Annotated in this window: 14 protein-coding genes; 5 read left to right on the forward strand and 9 right to left on the reverse strand. The window is 70.9% G+C overall.

What is annotated here, in order from left to right:
• Positions 1 to 3: 3 nt before the first annotated feature.
• Positions 4 to 789: an alpha/beta fold hydrolase gene (locus DEJ11_RS15850; protein WP_071244025.1), complete on the reverse strand. Its 786-nt coding sequence runs from the start codon at positions 787 to 789 to the stop codon at positions 4 to 6.
• A 34-nt stretch (positions 790 to 823) separates the two neighbouring features.
• On the opposite strand from DEJ11_RS15850, the gene DEJ11_RS15855 reads away from it, so the two are divergent.
• A complete protein-coding gene (locus DEJ11_RS15855) occupies positions 824 to 1,591 on the forward strand; it encodes an NAD(P)H-hydrate epimerase (protein WP_111089155.1) in 768 nt (255 codons plus the stop codon).
• A gap of 19 nt (positions 1,592 to 1,610) precedes the next feature.
• On the opposite strand, the gene DEJ11_RS15860 is transcribed toward DEJ11_RS15855, so the two are convergent.
• Positions 1,611 to 2,753 carry a glycerol dehydrogenase gene (locus tag DEJ11_RS15860; RefSeq protein ID WP_111047010.1) on the reverse strand — a complete coding sequence of 381 codons (1,143 nt, stop codon included), beginning with the start codon at positions 2,751 to 2,753 and terminating at the stop codon, positions 1,611 to 1,613.
• Between the two features lie 114 nt (positions 2,754 to 2,867).
• On the opposite strand from DEJ11_RS15860, the gene ypfJ reads away from it, so the two are divergent.
• Positions 2,868 to 3,761: a KPN_02809 family neutral zinc metallopeptidase gene (gene ypfJ, locus DEJ11_RS15865; RefSeq protein ID WP_111102479.1), complete on the forward strand. Its 894-nt coding sequence runs from the start codon at positions 2,868 to 2,870 to the stop codon at positions 3,759 to 3,761.
• A gap of 103 nt (positions 3,762 to 3,864) precedes the next feature.
• Here ypfJ and DEJ11_RS15870 read toward each other — a convergent pair whose 3' ends face one another.
• On the reverse strand, positions 3,865 to 4,797 hold the full coding sequence (locus tag DEJ11_RS15870; RefSeq protein WP_111095636.1) for a DsbA family protein: 933 nt from the start codon (positions 4,795 to 4,797) through the stop codon (positions 3,865 to 3,867).
• Between the two features lie 243 nt (positions 4,798 to 5,040).
• Here DEJ11_RS15870 and DEJ11_RS15875 point away from each other — a divergent pair, with 243 nt between their 5' ends.
• Both DEJ11_RS15875 and DEJ11_RS15880 read left to right on the forward strand, forming a co-directional pair.
• Positions 5,041 to 6,141: an ABC transporter ATP-binding protein gene (locus DEJ11_RS15875; RefSeq protein ID WP_071244017.1), complete on the forward strand. Its 1,101-nt coding sequence runs from the start codon at positions 5,041 to 5,043 to the stop codon at positions 6,139 to 6,141.
• 84 nt (positions 6,142 to 6,225) lie between these two features.
• Entirely contained in the window at positions 6,226 to 7,536 is a 1,311-nt protein-coding gene (locus tag DEJ11_RS15880; protein WP_111102480.1) for a DUF4032 domain-containing protein, read from the forward strand.
• A gap of 286 nt (positions 7,537 to 7,822) precedes the next feature.
• Here the strand turns inward: DEJ11_RS15880 and rlmB are convergent, their stop codons facing one another.
• Genes rlmB through DEJ11_RS15900 form a run of 4 tightly spaced genes read right to left on the reverse strand, consistent with a single transcriptional unit; the run spans position 7,823 to position 12,062 of the window.
• On the reverse strand, positions 7,823 to 8,833 hold the full coding sequence (gene rlmB, locus DEJ11_RS15885; protein WP_027466607.1) for a 23S rRNA (guanosine(2251)-2'-O)-methyltransferase RlmB: 1,011 nt from the start codon (positions 8,831 to 8,833) through the stop codon (positions 7,823 to 7,825).
• Positions 8,834 to 8,861: 28 nt separating this feature from the next.
• Positions 8,862 to 10,271, reverse strand: coding sequence for a cysteine--tRNA ligase (gene cysS / locus DEJ11_RS15890; protein WP_111102482.1), 1,410 nt, complete (start codon positions 10,269 to 10,271; stop codon positions 8,862 to 8,864).
• A 32-nt stretch (positions 10,272 to 10,303) separates the two neighbouring features.
• Positions 10,304 to 11,563: a 2-C-methyl-D-erythritol 4-phosphate cytidylyltransferase gene (gene ispD / locus DEJ11_RS15895; protein WP_502866919.1), complete on the reverse strand. Its 1,260-nt coding sequence runs from the start codon at positions 11,561 to 11,563 to the stop codon at positions 10,304 to 10,306.
• A 16-nt stretch (positions 11,564 to 11,579) separates the two neighbouring features.
• Positions 11,580 to 12,062, reverse strand: a complete 483-nt coding sequence (locus tag DEJ11_RS15900) for a CarD family transcriptional regulator (protein WP_017888066.1) — start codon at positions 12,060 to 12,062, stop codon at positions 11,580 to 11,582.
• 141 nt (positions 12,063 to 12,203) lie between these two features.
• Here DEJ11_RS15900 and DEJ11_RS15905 point away from each other — a divergent pair, with 141 nt between their 5' ends.
• Complete coding sequence (locus tag DEJ11_RS15905; protein WP_128780543.1) at positions 12,204 to 12,860, forward strand: hypothetical protein; 657 nt, start codon at positions 12,204 to 12,206, stop codon at positions 12,858 to 12,860.
• A 96-nt stretch (positions 12,861 to 12,956) separates the two neighbouring features.
• Here the strand turns inward: DEJ11_RS15905 and DEJ11_RS15910 are convergent, their stop codons facing one another.
• Positions 12,957 to 13,637 (reverse strand): response regulator, encoded by a 681-nt coding sequence (locus DEJ11_RS15910; protein WP_027466611.1) that lies wholly within the window; start codon positions 13,635 to 13,637, stop codon positions 12,957 to 12,959.
• Entirely contained in the window at positions 13,634 to 14,800 is a 1,167-nt protein-coding gene (locus tag DEJ11_RS15915) for a sensor histidine kinase (protein WP_071404724.1), read from the reverse strand. The genes DEJ11_RS15910 and DEJ11_RS15915 overlap by 4 nt, the downstream gene beginning before the upstream one ends.
• Between the last annotated feature and the right edge of the window lie 89 nt (positions 14,801 to 14,889).

Here is a 14,889-nt window from a genome sequence, read left to right on the forward strand (position 1 = left end):
CCCTCAGCGCGGGGCGGACAGGAACCGCAGCGCTGCTTCGCGGAACGGCCGCGAGGTCGGGGCGTTGAAGTGGTTGCGCCCCGGGATCTCGAAGAAGGTGGCGTCCGGTGCGGCCTCGGCGAGCCGGACCGCGCTGTCGCGGATGCCGTCCTCGCTGCCCGCGGCGATCAGGAGCGGCTGCGCCGGGGCGTTCTCCGGGGTCGGCTCGATGCTGTTCCGCATCCCCTCGACCATGGCCACGAGCGCGCCGAGGTCGTTGCCCTCGACGTTGCCCGCCATCGTCAGGTAGCCGTTGGTGACGCGGTCCTCGATGGGGGTGCCGTCGGCGATGTACGCCTTCGCCTGGTCGACGCGGACGCGACGCATCGGGTCGGCGTCCGGGATCCCGCCGAACACCGCACGTGAGATCCGGCCGGGCAGGCGTTCGGCGGTGTGCCAGCCGACGCGGGCGCCGAGCGAGTACCCGAGGAACGCGACGTCGTCGAGCAGGTACGTGTCGATGACCGTGGTGACGTCGGCGACGAGCAGGTCCATCGAGTAGGCACCGGGGTCGTGCGGCTTCGCGCTCGCGCCGTGCCCGCGCTGGTCGAGCGCCAGGACCCGGTACCCGGCACGGACCAGGTGCCGCGTCCAGCCCGAGGCGTGCCAGTTGAGCACCGCCCCGGAGGCGAAGCCGTGCACCGCGATGACGGCCGGGGCGTCGGGGTCGCCGAAGTCGTAGGTCGCGAGTCGCAGCCCGTCGGGCGACATCACGAACCGGGGGCGGGGCGCTTCGGGGACGAGTGACATGTCCTCTCAAGCGTATCGGGGCAGTGTGGTGGCCATGGACGGCTACGGCGGCGATCAGATCCGGGCGGCGGAACGCCCCCACCTCGACGCGGGGGAACCCCTGATGCAGCGCGCCGCCGACGGGCTCGCGCGCATCGTCGGCGACCTGCTGGACGACCCGGCCGTGCGGCCGGTCGACGGGCCGGGATCCGTCCTCGTGCTCGCCGGCAGCGGCGACAACGGCGGTGACGCCCTGTTCGCGGGCGCGCGCCTGGCAGCGGCCGGGAGGCACGTGGCGGTCCTGCGCGTCGGCTCCCGTGTCCACGAGGCCGGCCTGGCAGCGGCACTGGACGCCGGCGCCCGTCTGCTCGACGGCCCGTCCGGCGCCTCGGGACCGAACGCGGGCGGAGCGGCCGACATCCTGCGGGCCGCCGGCCGGAGCGACGGCGAACGCCTGGCGGACGTCGCGACCGAGGCGGCACTCGAGGCCGACCTGGTGCTCGACGGCATCCTCGGCATCGGGGTGCACGGCGCGAACGCACTGCGGTCCCCCGCGCGGGACGTCGTGGACGCCATCCGTGAGCTCGCCCGCGACCAGCGTGCGCCGTTCGTCGTCGCGGTGGACGTGCCGAGCGGCATCGACGTGGACACCGGCGGCGTCGCGGACGACCACGTCCTGCACGCCGACGTCACCGTCACCTTCGGCGGCGTGAAGGCCGGCCTGTTGACCGGACCCGCCGCCACCCTCGCCGGCCGGATCGAACTCGTCGACGTCGGGATCGGTGCGGACCTGGCGACGATGGAGCCGCTGATCCGCACCTGACCCCTCGAACGTCAGGGCGTCAGTGGTGCTCGTACAGCACGGGCTCCGGCAGACCGTGCTCGGCGCGGACGCTGCGTGCGATGCCCTCGATGGCGACCAGGGCGTCGACCACGAGCTCCGGCGTCACCGGGAACGGCATGTTGTGGATGGTCTCGCCCTCCACCGTCGCGGCCTCGGCCACGGCGCGCAGCACGTCACGGTCGTCGACCGTCAGGCCGATCTCGGTCAGGGTGTTCGGCAGGCCGACCTTCGTGGTGAAGACGACGAAGTCCTCGATCTCCTCGGCCGGGGCGCCCTCGAGCACCAGCTGCGCGATCGTCCCGATGTTCACCTTCTGCCCGTGGGCCAGGCCGTGCGCCTGCGGCGCCGCGGTCAGCCCGTTGTGGATCGCGTGGGCGGCGGCGAGCCCACCGGACTCGAAGCCCAGGCCGGACAGCAGCGTGTTCGCCTCGACGACCTTCTCGAGCGCCGGGGTGACGACCTTGGCCTTGACGGCCTCGATGGCTTGCAGGGCGTTCTCGTGCAGGAGCTTCCACGACAGCTCGGCGAGCGCGACGCCGGTCTGGGTCTGCAGGCCGCCGGCCATGGTGTCGGCGTTGGCGCGCTTCGCGGCACGGGCCTCGACCCAGGTCGCCAGCGCGTCGCCGATGCCCGCGACCAGGAACTGCACCGGCGCGTTGGCGACGAGCCTGGTGTCGATGAGCACCAGGTCCGGGTTGTGCGGGAAGAAGCGGTACTCGATGAACTCGCCCTCGGCGGTGTAGATGACGGCGAGCGCCGAGGTCGGGGCGTCGGTGGACGCAGCCGTCGGCACGCTGGCCCACCGGATGCCGGCGAGGTGCCCAGCGGCCTTCGCAGCGTCGATCGCGGAGCCACCGCCGAGCCCCACGATGACGTCGGCGTCCGTCGCGCGGATCTGCTCGACGAGTTCGTCGACGGCCTCGGGGGTGGCGAAGCGGCCGAACCCGACACGCTCCACGGCCAGGTCGGCGGACCGGAAGCTCTCGGAGACGGCGGTCTCGACGATGCCCCAGACCACGTCGTCGGCGACGATCAGGGGCCGCTTGCCGATCGGGGCGATGAACTCGCCGACGCGGGTGATCGCGTCCTTGCCCTGGACGTAGCGGGCGGGGCTCATCACGGTGCTGATGGGAGTGGCCATTGTGCGGTTCCTTCCGGTTGTCCGACAGGTGTACGACAGGTGTCGGGGTGGCCGACGCCGCCGACGGTACGCGGGGCCGCTGATCGGGAGGTGCTGATCGGTAGGTTCGGGACCATGACGTTCAACGACGACTCGCAACTCCGGGGCGGCAAGGTCAAGCGGCGGGGTCGCACCACGGCGATCGGCGGAGGTGCCGTGGGCGTCGGCGCCATCGTGGTGTTCCTGATCCTGCAGTTCACCGGCTTCGACGTGAGCGGGATCGTCGGCGGCGGCAACGGCCTGACGACGATCCAGCAGGGGGGCGAGTCCGTCGACGCCGCCCCCGAGTGCCGGACCGGGCGCGACGCCAACCTGCGCGTCGAGTGCCGGATGGAGGGCGCGGCCGAGTCGCTCGACGCCTACTGGACGTCCGAGGCGCGGTCGCTCGGCATCTCGTACACGGCACCGGAGTTCTTCCTGTTCCAGGACTCCACCGACACCTCGTGCGGGCAGGCCTCGGCCGCGACCGGCCCGTTCTACTGCCCACCGGACCGTGCGGTCTTCCTGGACACCGCGTTCTACGACGACCTGCAGTCGCAGTACGGCTCGTCCGGCGGTCCGCTCGCGCAGATGTACGTCGTCGCGCACGAGTGGGCGCACCACATCCAGCAGCTGCAGGGGTCGTTCGCGAACACCGACCGCTCCGGCACAGGGGCGTCGTCGGGCAGTGTCCGCGTCGAGCTGCAGGCTGACTGCTACGCCGGGGCCTGGGTCGGCGACGCCGCCACGACGAAGGACGCGAACGGCGAGACCTTCTTCGAACCGATCACCCGCTCCCAGATCACCGACGCCCTGTCGGCGGCGAGCGCCGTGGGCGACGACAGCATCCAGGAGCGCGCGACCGGCCGCGTCGACCCGGACTCGTTCACGCACGGGTCGAGCGAGCAGCGACAGCGCTGGTTCCTGCGGGGCTACCAGCAGGGCGCGACGAGCTGCGACACCCTGAGCATCCCGGGTTCGGCCCTGTAGCCGCACCGTCGAACCACGGGAGGCCCGGTGCCAGCTGGCACCGGGCCTCCCGTCCGTGGGCAGCGCGTCAGCGCTCGTTCAGACGTCAGCGCTCGTCCGAACGTCAGCGCTTGGTCGGCGTGGGCGACGGGGTCGCGCTCGGCGTGGGCGTCGGGGTGGCGTCGGTCGCCCCGGCGGCCGTCACCACGAAGGTGCGGAAGTCGTCGTTCGTGACCGGCGAGGTCAGCTCGTAGCGCTGCCCGTTCACGAGCACGAGCGGCGTGCCGGGGAACTCCTTGAGCGTCGACCCGGGGATCGTGCCGTCGGACACCGCCGTCGTCTGCTCGTCCACCCACTTGGCGTAGTCCTGGTCGGCGATGCAGCTCCGGACGGCGCTGCGTTCCTGCAGCCCCTGCACACCCGTGACGACGTCGGTGAGCTCGGCGTCCGTCAGACCAGGGGTGCCCTCGTCCGGCTGCTTCGCGAAGAGCGCCTGGTTCACCGCGTAGAACTGGTTCGGGGAGTGCTCGGCGACGCAGGCGGCGGCGTTCGCGGCGCGGAGGGAGTACTTCGTGCCCTGCGAGCGGTTCGACAGGACCGCGACCGGGTGGATGTCGACCGTGGCCGCACCGGAGTCGACGAGGTCCTTGATGTAGTCGCCGTTCGCCTGCTCGAACTGGCCGCAGCCCGGGCAGAGGTAGTCGACGTACAGGGTGATCCGGACGGTACCGGCGCCGTCGGTCGCGGCGCTGCTCGGCGACGCGGAAGCCGATCCGGACCCGGACGCCGCGACGGGCTTCAGACCCTGCCCGATGGTGATGCCGCCCTGCGACATGGTCGACGGGCCGGGGCCCGCGGGCTTCACGGAGTCGACCAGCACGAGCGTGACGATCGTCGCGGCGGCGAGGAGCACGACCCCGAGCCCGATCTGCAGGCCGAGCCGGACACCACGCTGGCGTCGCTTCTGCTGGGTCCGGGCACGCTGGGCTCGCTGGCGGGCGGCTTCACGGCGCTCGTTCCGCGCGGCGCGGGCGGCACCCTCGGGGCGGTTGTTCATCGGTGCGTCGTCCTCCTGATCGGTGTCCGCTCGGCGTTCCCCTGCTCGGCGGACGGACCCGGCGATTGTAGTGGGGCGCTCTGGGAAGCCGCCGACCAAGGGGGAAAACACTGGCGCACCCGGGTGAACTCGTGTTGTATGAACCTCGACAGTCGACGGCGACTGTCCGGGGCCCGTACGGGCACACCGCTTCACTCGGATCGTCCGGCACGTACCTGCCGGTGAAGGAAGGACCGAACGCTCATGGCGTCCGTCACCTATGACAAGGCAACCCGTCTCTACCCCGGAGGCAACCGTCCCGCGGTCGACTCCCTCGACCTGGACGTCGCCGACGGCGAGTTCCTCGTCCTCGTCGGCCCCTCGGGCTGCGGCAAGTCCACCTCGCTCCGCATGCTGGCCGGCCTCGAAGAGGTCAACTCCGGTCAGATCCGCATCGGCGACCGCGACGTCACGGACGTCCCGCCGAAGGACCGCGACATCGCGATGGTGTTCCAGAACTACGCGCTGTACCCGCACATGACCGTCGCCGAGAACATGGGCTTCGCGCTCAAGATCGCCGGCGTCGGCAAGGAAGAGCGCGCCACCCGCGTGCAGGAAGCCGCCAAGCTCCTCGACCTCGAGGACTACCTGGGCCGCAAGCCGAAGGCGCTCTCCGGTGGTCAGCGTCAGCGCGTCGCGATGGGCCGTGCGATCGTCCGTCAGCCGCAGGTGTTCCTCATGGACGAGCCGCTGTCGAACCTCGACGCCAAGCTCCGCGTCCAGACCCGCACGCAGATCGCGTCGCTGCAGCGTCGTCTCGGCGTCACCACGGTCTACGTCACGCACGACCAGACCGAGGCCCTCACCATGGGTGACCGCATCGCGGTGCTCAAGGACGGCATCCTGCAGCAGGTCGGCACCCCGCGCGACCTGTACGAGAAGCCGAACAACGTGTTCGTCGCCGGCTTCATCGGTTCGCCGGCCATGAACCTGCTGCCCGCCGACGTCATCGAGGGCGGCATCAAGTTCGGCACGCTTAACCACGCGATCGACCGCGACACCCTGTCGAACGCCCGTGCCGCACAGATCACGGTCGGCATCCGCCCCGAGGACGTCATCGTCTCGCAGTCCGGCGAGGGTCTGCCCGTCACGGTCGACGTCGTCGAGGAGCTCGGCGCCGACGGCTACCTCTACGGCCACGCCGACGTGAACGGCCAGCGCGCCGACATCGTCGCCCGTGTCGACGGTCGTGCACACCCGTCGATCGGTGACACGATCGTCATCACGCCGAAGCAGGGTCACGTCCACGCCTTCGACACCGAGTCGGGCGACCGCCTCGACGACAAGGCCGTCGTCAGCGCGTAACCAGCGCACTCCCCCGAGAGCCCGCGCCCGCCTCACAAGGGCGGACGCGGGCTCTCGGCTGTCCCCGACACCAGAGGAACCACCGTGCCCGACTCGATGTCCATCACCGCCGCCACCGTCGACCCCGGCCTGCTCGACCTGCCGTGGGACCTGCCACTCGCCGACTGGCCCGACGACACGATCGTCGCGCTGCCGAAGGGCATCTCGCGGCACCTCGTGCGGTTCGTGCACCTGAGCGGGTACGTCGCCGCGGTGAAGGAGACCGGCGAAGAGGTCGCCCGGTCCGAGTACGAGATGCTCCGGACCCTGCAGCGCATGGACGTGCCGTGCGTGGACCCGGTCGCGGTCATCACGAACCGCGTCGACGCCGACGGTGAACCACTGCACCCCGTGCTGGTGACCCGCCACCTGCGGTTCTCGCTGCCCTACCGCGCGCTCTACTCGCAGACGCTGCGCCCCGAGACCGCCACTCGTCTGGTCGACGCCCTCGCGCTGCTGCTCGTCCGCCTGCACGTCATCGGCTTCTACTGGGGCGACGTGTCCCTGTCGAACACGCTGTTCCGTCGCGACGCCGGCGCCTTCGCCGCGTACCTGGTCGACGCCGAGACCGGCAAGCTCTACCCCGGCGGGCTGTCGAACGGTCAGCGCGAGAACGACCTCGAGGTCGCCCGGGTGAACATCGCCGGCGAGCTGCTCGACCTCGAGGCCGGCGGGCGACTCGACGAGAACGCCGACCCCGTGGACGTGTCGAACCGCATCGTCGCCCAGTACCGGACGCTCTGGACCGAGCTCACCGGTACCGAGCAGTTCGACATCAAGGAACGCTGGCGCATCAACGACCGCGTCGAGCGCCTGAACGAGCTCGGCTTCGACATCGAAGAACTGTCGATCCACACGACCGAGGGCGGCTCGCAGGTCCGGATCCAGCCGAAGGTCGTCGACGCCGGGCACCACCAGCGCCGACTGCTGCGCCTCACCGGGCTCGACGCCGGCGAGAACCAGGCGCGGCGCCTGCTCAACGACCTCGACTCGTACCGCGCCCGCAACGGCCGTGACGAACTCGACGAGGAGATGGTGGCGCACGAGTGGGTCTCGCGGGTCTTCGAGCCCGTCGTCCGCTCGATCCCCCGTGACCTGCGCGGTCGGCTCGAACCCGCCGAGGTGTTCCACGAGCTGCTCGAGCACCGCTGGTTCATGTCCCAGCAAGAGGAACGTTCCGTCTCCCTGCCCGAGGCCACGACCGCCTACATCAACGACGTGCTCCGGCACCGTCGCGACGAGCGCCTGCTCATCAACCCGCCGACCTCGTCGATCACCGTGCCGATCCCGGTGCTGGACGACGACGACGAGTCCGACGAGTCCGACGACGTCGACGACTGGCGCGCCACGGTCTGACGCGGTCCCCGCTCGGTCACGACACCCCGCCGGGCGGGCGCCGACTGGTCACAAACCGTCGCCTGCGGCGTCGCGCAGCGACGACTCGTGGCCACACGGCGGGCACCAGCCGACATGTCCTGACCGTTCGGGGGTCGGCAACGCGACCGCCTGGAGGCCCGTCCCGCGTCCCGGAGACCGGCGCCGGCCCTCCAGACCGTCACGCCCAGCCCCGCCTACCACCGTGAGCAGGAATGGTCGCCTCCCGCTCGGGGAGGCGACCATTCCTGCTCACGAAGTGCTGTGGCTACGCGGTGCGACGGCGCCGCGCGACCTCCCACAGGGTGACGCTCGCGGCGATGCCGGCGTTCAGGGACTCGGTGGCGCTCGAGATCGGGATCGACACGATGGCGTCGCAGGTCTCGGTGACCAGGCGCGACAGGCCCTTGCCCTCGGAACCGACGACGATCACGATCGGGCGGTCCGCGAGCTCGAGGCCGTCGAGCTCCACGTCACCGTCGCCGTCCAGGCCGAGGACGAACAGGCCCATCGACTTGAGCGACTTCAGGGTCTGCGTGAGGTTCGGGGCCATCGCGACCGGCGTGCGTGCGGCGGCCCCGGCCGAGGTCTTCCAAGCCGACGCCGTCACGCCGACCGAACGACGCTGCGGCACGATGACGCCGTGTCCGCCGAACGCCGCGGTCGAGCGGATGATCGCGCCGAGGTTGCGGGGGTCGGTGATGCCGTCGAGTGCGACGAGCAGCGGGACCTGGTCACGCGAGAAGGCCTGCTCGACGATGTCCTCGGACACGGCGTACTGGTACGCCGGCACCTTCAGGGCGACGCCCTGGTGCACGCTGTCGTGTCCGGTGATGCGGTCGAGCTCGGGACGCATGAGCTCGATGATCGGCACGCCGCGGTGGTTCGCGAGCGCGAGGATCTCCTTCACGCGGTCGTCGACCTCGATGCGCGACGCGATGTAGAGCGTCGACGACGGGGTCTTCGTGCGCAGGGCCTCGAGCACGGAGTTGCGCCCGGTCACCAGCTCGGAGTCGTCGGTCTTGCGCGCCGGCGGACGGCCCGTGCGACCCTGCGGGGTGCTCGAGGAACCGTGCCGGCCCTTGGCCGCCTCGAAGCGGTCCTTCGCGGCCTTGCGCTTGCCGGCCGGGTGGTACGGGCGGTCCTCGGCCTTCGGGGTCGGCTTGCGACCCTCGAGCGCCTGGGCGCCCTGTCCGCCGGAGCCGACCTGCTTGTTGCCCTTGCGACCGGTGCGGACGGCGCCGGGCCGACCCTTCTTGCTTCCCGAGACGTTCTTCATGCGTAGCTCCTGTTCGGCACTGCCGTGTTCAGGCGATGCTCCAGCGTGTTCCGGACGGCGTGTCCTCGATCGTGATGCCCGCGGCGGCGAGGTCGTCGCGCACGCGGTCGGCCGCGGTGAAGTCCCGTGCTGCCCTGGCGTCCGCGCGCTCCTGCACGAGGCGTTCGACGAGGGCGGCGAGCGGGCCTGCCGAGGTGTCGTGGCCGCCGCCCGACCAGTGGGCGGCTCGCGGGTCGATGCCGAGCACCTCCACCATCGCAGCCACCTGATGGTACGCGGTCCCGAGCGTTTCCGCATCGTCGGCGTCCAGGGCGGCGTTGCCGGTGCGCACGGTCTCGTGCAGCACGGCCAGGGCCTGGGGCACGGAGAGGTCGTCGTCCATGGCCGCGGCGAAGGCATCGGGCACGGCCGGGGCGTCGGCGAGGTGGACGCCCTCGAGCCGGGTCTCGGCGCGCTCGAGGAACCCGGCGATGCGGTCGTACGCCGCCTCGGCCTCGGCCAGTGAGCCCTCGTGGTGGTCGATCGACGAGCGGTAGTGGGCGGCACCGAGGAAGTAGCGGACGACGGCGGGACGGGCGGATCCGAGGAAGTCCGCCGCGAAGATCGAGTTGCCGAGCGACTTCGACATCTTCTGGCCCTCGACCGTCACCAGGCCGTTGTGCAGCCAGTACGACGCGAACGGGTCCCCGGCGGCCGTGGACTGCGCGAGCTCGTTCTCGTGGTGCGGGAAGCGCAGGTCGAGCCCGCCGCCGTGGATGTCGAACGCGGGGCCGAGGTACCGACGGGACATCGCCGAGCACTCGATGTGCCAGCCCGGGCGGCCGGCGCCCCACGGGGAGTCCCAGTTGGCGGTCGAGGGCTCGCCGGGCTTCGCACCCTTCCAGAGCGCGAAGTCACGGGCGTCGCGCTTGCCGCGCGGATCGGCGTCGGCGGCCTCGACCATGTCCTCGCGCCGCTGCCGGGTGAGCACCCCGTAGTCGGCCCAGCTGCCGGTGTCGAAGTAGACGTCACCCGAGCCGTCGTCGGCGGCGTAGGCGTGCCCGCGGTCGATGAGGCGCTGGATGATCTCGTGCATCTGCGGCACGCTCGCGGTGGCGCGGGGCTCGTACGTCGGGGGCAGGATGCCGAGGGCGTTGTACGCGGCCGTGAACTCGAGCTCGACCCGGTAGGCGCGGGCGAACCACTCCTCGTCGGTGCCTGCCGCCAGGTCGAGGACCTTGTCGTCGATGTCCGTGACGTTGCGCACCAGGGTCACCCGGTACCCACGGTGGGTGAGCCACCGACGCCAGATGTCGTAGACGAGCGCGGACCGCAGGTGCCCGATGTGCGGCGACGACTGCACCGTCGGACCACAGACGTAGACGCTCACGTGTCCGTCGACCAGGGGCACGAGGTCGACGACGGCTGCGGCGCGGGAGTCGTAGAGGCGAACGGTCACGCCTCAACCCTAATCGGCGCGGGGCCGCGGTTTCAGGAGGGACGCACGAGTGCCGTGGCGATCGCCGCGAGCCCCTCGCCACGGCCGGTGAACCCGAGCCCGTCGGTCGTCGTGCCGGACACGGCGACGGGCGCACCGACGACCGCGGACAGGGCGTCCTGCATCTCGTCGCGGCGGCGGCCGATGCGCGGCCGGTTGCCGATGACCTGCACGGTGACGGACACCGGCACGAGCCCGGCATCGGCGAGCAGCGCGACCGCGCCGCGGACGAACACGTCGCCCGTGGCGCCGGCGTACTGCGGGTCAGCGGTGCCGAAGCGTCCGCCGATGTCGCCGAGGCCCCCGGCGGAGAGCAGGGCGTCGCACACCGCGTGCGCCACAGCGTCACCGTCGCTGTGCCCGGAGAGGCCGGGTTCGCCGGGGAAGTCGAGCAGCCCGACGCGGCAGGGCGAGGCGTCGTCGAAGGCGTGCACGTCGACCCCGAGCCCGAGTCGGACCGCGACGGCGTCCGCCTGGCTGGCACCCGCCGCACCAGCACCAGCACCAGCACCAGCACCAGCTTCGGACCGCGCCCGCACGATGGACTCGGCCCGGCCGAGGTCCCACGGCGTCGTGATCTTGAAGGCGTCGGCGTCACCGGGCACGAACCGGACGGTGCCCCCGACGGCCTGGAACACCCCGGCGTCGTCCGTCTCGGACTGCGACGACACCGCGTAGGCCCGCCGCAGTGCCGCGAGCGGGAAGCCCTGCGGGGTCTGCACCCCGACGAGCGCCGCACGGTCGACGGTCTCGACGACGACGTCACCGTCGACCCGCTTGACCGTGTCCGTGACGGGGAGTGCCGGCACGACGCCCGCACCGTCACCGGCGGCGACGGCGGCGAACACCCGCGAGAACTGTGCCGCGGGCGTGAGGCACCGCGCCGCGTCGTGCACGAGCACCGTGGTGACGGAGTCCGGCAGGACGGCCAGGCCGGCCTCGACCGACCCGTGGCGATCCGCGCCTCCTGGGACGACGGCCGTGTACGCGACAGCCGCTCCCGCGACGGAACCGACCACCTGCCGGCACTCGTCCAGGTGCGACGCGGGTGCGACCACGACGACGATCGTCGGCGACGGCAACGCGAACAGGGGTTCGAGCGCCCGCGCGAGCATCAGCGCACCGGCCACGGGCACGAACGCCTTCGCGGTCCCGATGCCGAGCCGGGTGCCGGAGCCCGCCGCAACGACGACGACCGCCCGGTCCACCCCTTCGGGGAACCGTGCGGTCGTCGTTCGTGCTGTCGTGTTCAGTGCGCTGTCGTCAGGCTCAGGAAGCCAGGACCTCGTCGAGGACGGTCGATGCCTTGTCCTCGTCGGTCTTCTCGGCCAGCGCGAGCTCGGAGATCAGGATCTGCCGGGCCTTGGCCAGCATCCGCTTCTCACCCGCGGAGAGCCCGCGGTCCTGATCGCGCCGCCAGAGGTCGCGGACGACCTCGGACACCTTGATGACGTCACCGGAAGCGAGCTTCTCGAGGTTCGCCTTGTAGCGACGTGACCAGTTGGTGGGCTCTTCCGTGAACGGCGCCCGGAGGACCTCGAACACCTTGTCGAGTCCTTCCTTGCCGATCACGTCGCGGACGCCGACCAGGTCGACGTTGTCCGCCGGGACCTCGATCGTCAGGTCACCCTGCGTCACCCGCAGTTTCAGGTAGACCTTTTCCTCGCCCTTGATGACGCGAGTCTTGACTTCAGAGATGGTTGCCGCCCCGTGATGGGGGTAGACGACGGTCTCGCCGACCTCGAATTGCATGTATCAGGCTCCGTTCCCAGACATCCAGTTTACCACAAGGGCCGTTCCGGTAAGGGGACCCTCAACGCTCACCCCTCCCGGTGATCGCTAGGATGGGCGCGGGGACCGCCCGGTCTCCATCGTGACTTACGGAGGAATCTCTTGCGACCTCGGGTACTCGTGTCCGTCGCCGTTGCGGCAACCATCGCGCTCGGCGCCACCGGGTGCGAGTTCATGTCGCCAGCCCACACCGTCGACATCAAGCAGATCACCGACGGCGTGGACGTCTCGACCGGCAAGGTCGACGTGCGGAACGCCCTCCTGATCTCGGACGACGGTGAGAGCGCCCGCTTCATCGGCACGCTCGTGAACAACGACGACCAGGACGACTACACCGTCTCGATCGAGATCGGCGGCGACACCCAGACCGTCGACGTGCCGGCCAACACCCACGTCGACCTCGCCATGGCCGCGGGTGCGGGCAGCGACGACGAGTCGAGCGTGCAAGAGGGCGACACCACGCAGGGCACCACCGCCGGTGACGCCGAGCCGATCGTGTTCGACAACGCGGACGCCAAGCCCGGTTCGCTCGTGAAGGTCTACTTCAGCTACCCGGACGCCGAGGGCACCTCGGCCAACGTGCCGGTGCTGACGAGCTCGCAGGAGGAGTACCAGACCCTCGCGCCGAGCCCGACCCCGACGCCCACCTCGACGTCCCCGTCCGAGAGCGGCGCACAGTCGACCGGCGAGGCCGTGCCCGGCACGCAGCCGACGGACTCGCAGACGGATTCGTCCGAGGGCGACAACGGCACGAACTGACGCCGACGGGCGCGGCTGACACCGCGCCCGGACCGTTCGCACAGGAGGCCCGGTGCGAGTCCCAGGGACTCGCACCGGGCCTCCTGTCCGTCCGTCTCAGGCCTCGATGCGGTACCCGAGACCGCGGACCGTCACCAGGATCTCGGGGGTCGACGGAACCCGCTCGATCTTCGAGCGGATGCGCTTGATGTGCACGTCGAGGGTCTTGGTGTCACCGAAGTAGTCGGAACCCCACACCCGGTCGATGAGCTGCCCGCGGGTCAGCACACGGCCGGCGTTCCGGAGCAGCAGCTCGAGGAGCTCGAACTCCTTGAGCGGCATCGGGGTCTCGGACCCGTCGACCGACACCGTGTGCCGCTCGACGTCCATCCGGATGCCGCCGACCTGCAGGATGCCGCTGTCCGCCGGGTCGTCCTCGGTCCGGCGACGGAGCACGGCACGGATCCGGGCCAGGAGCTCCCGGGTCGAGTACGGCTTCGTCACGTAGTCGTCGGCGCCGAGCTCGAGCCCGACGACGATGTCCACCTCCGAGTCCTTCGCGGTCAGCATGATGATCGGCGCGTTCGACCGGGTCCGGATCTGCCGGCACACCTCGGTGCCGCTCAGGCCCGGCAGCATGAGGTCGAGGAGCACCAGGTCGGGGTTCTCCGCGTCGAACTTCGACAGCGCGGTGACGCCGTCGGCAGCGACGGAGGTCTCGTACCCCTCGCGCTGCAGCAGGAACTCCAGGGGCTCGCTCAGGGCCGGCTCGTCGTCGACGATGAGGATCTTGGTCACGATGGCTGCTCTTCCAGTTGCTCTTCGAGTGCTGTGGTCAGTTCGGGATCTGCCTCGGGCAGACGGATGGTGAAGGTCGAGCCCTTGCCGGGCTGCGACCAGACGCGCACGTCACCACCGTGGTTGCTGACGACGTGCTTGACGATCGCGAGCCCGAGGCCGGTGCCCCCGGTGGCGCGCGACCGTGCGGGATCGACACGGTAGAACCGTTCGAAGACGCGGTCGAGGTCGGCCTCGGGGATGCCGACGCCCTGGTCGGTGATCGCGATCTCGACGAAGCCCTTCGACGACCGGACGCCCACACCGACGCGGGTGTTGTCCGGCGAGTACTTCACCGCGTTGGCGATGAGGTTCGACACCGCGACCTGCAGCAGCCCCCGGTCGCCCATCACCCGCAGCTTCGACTTCTTGGCACGGATGATCTCGATCGAGCGGGCGCGGGCGACGACCTCGTTCGCGTCGATGGCGGCCTGCACGATCTTGTCGATGCCGGTCTCCTCGCTGTTCTCGAGGGCGTCGACGGACTGCAGCCGGGACAGCTCGATGATGTCCTTCGTCAGCGCTCCGAGCCGCTCGGACTCGGTGATGAGCTGCGCGGCGAACTTCTTCACGTGCACGGGGTCGTCGGCAGCGAGGACGAGGGTCTCGGACAGCAGGCCGATGGCGCCGATCGGTGTCTTCAGCTCGTGCGAGATGTTGGCGACGAAGTCGCGGCGGACCTCGTCGATGCGCCGGCTCTCGGTCAGGTCGTCCGCCGTGAGCAGGACGTACCGGTTGCCGAGCTGGGCGGCACGGAAGCTGAGGTAGCCGATGAGCTCCCCGTGGCGGCCACGCGGCAGCTCGAGGTCCTCCGACCCCATCTCCCCGCTCTTGCGCACCCGATCGATGAGCTCGAGCAGTTCGTGGTGCACCAGGCGTCGGCGCACGACGAGCCCCGCCGTGAGGGCCTGGGGGGATGCCGCGACGACGGTGTTCGACGGGTCGATGACGACCGCCGGGTTGTGCATCGTCGCGATGACCGCTGCGACGCCGTCCGGCAGGGTCCGCTCCGCCACGTCGGCAGCACGTGCCGTCCGCTCGGCGGTGATGATCAGCACCACGACGCCCGCGCCGAAGACCCCGCCGAGGAGCATCGACAGTGGCACGAGCCACGCGTTGTCCATGCCGCCAGTGTAGGGATGGTCATGCGGGGTTCCGGTACCGTTCACCGTCTGCGGAAGGCCAGAACGCGAAGCGTTCAGCCCCGCGTCAC

Source organism: Curtobacterium sp. MCLR17_058 (genome assembly GCF_003234705.2).
In the GTDB taxonomy this organism is placed as follows: domain Bacteria; phylum Actinomycetota; class Actinomycetes; order Actinomycetales; family Microbacteriaceae; genus Curtobacterium; species Curtobacterium flaccumfaciens.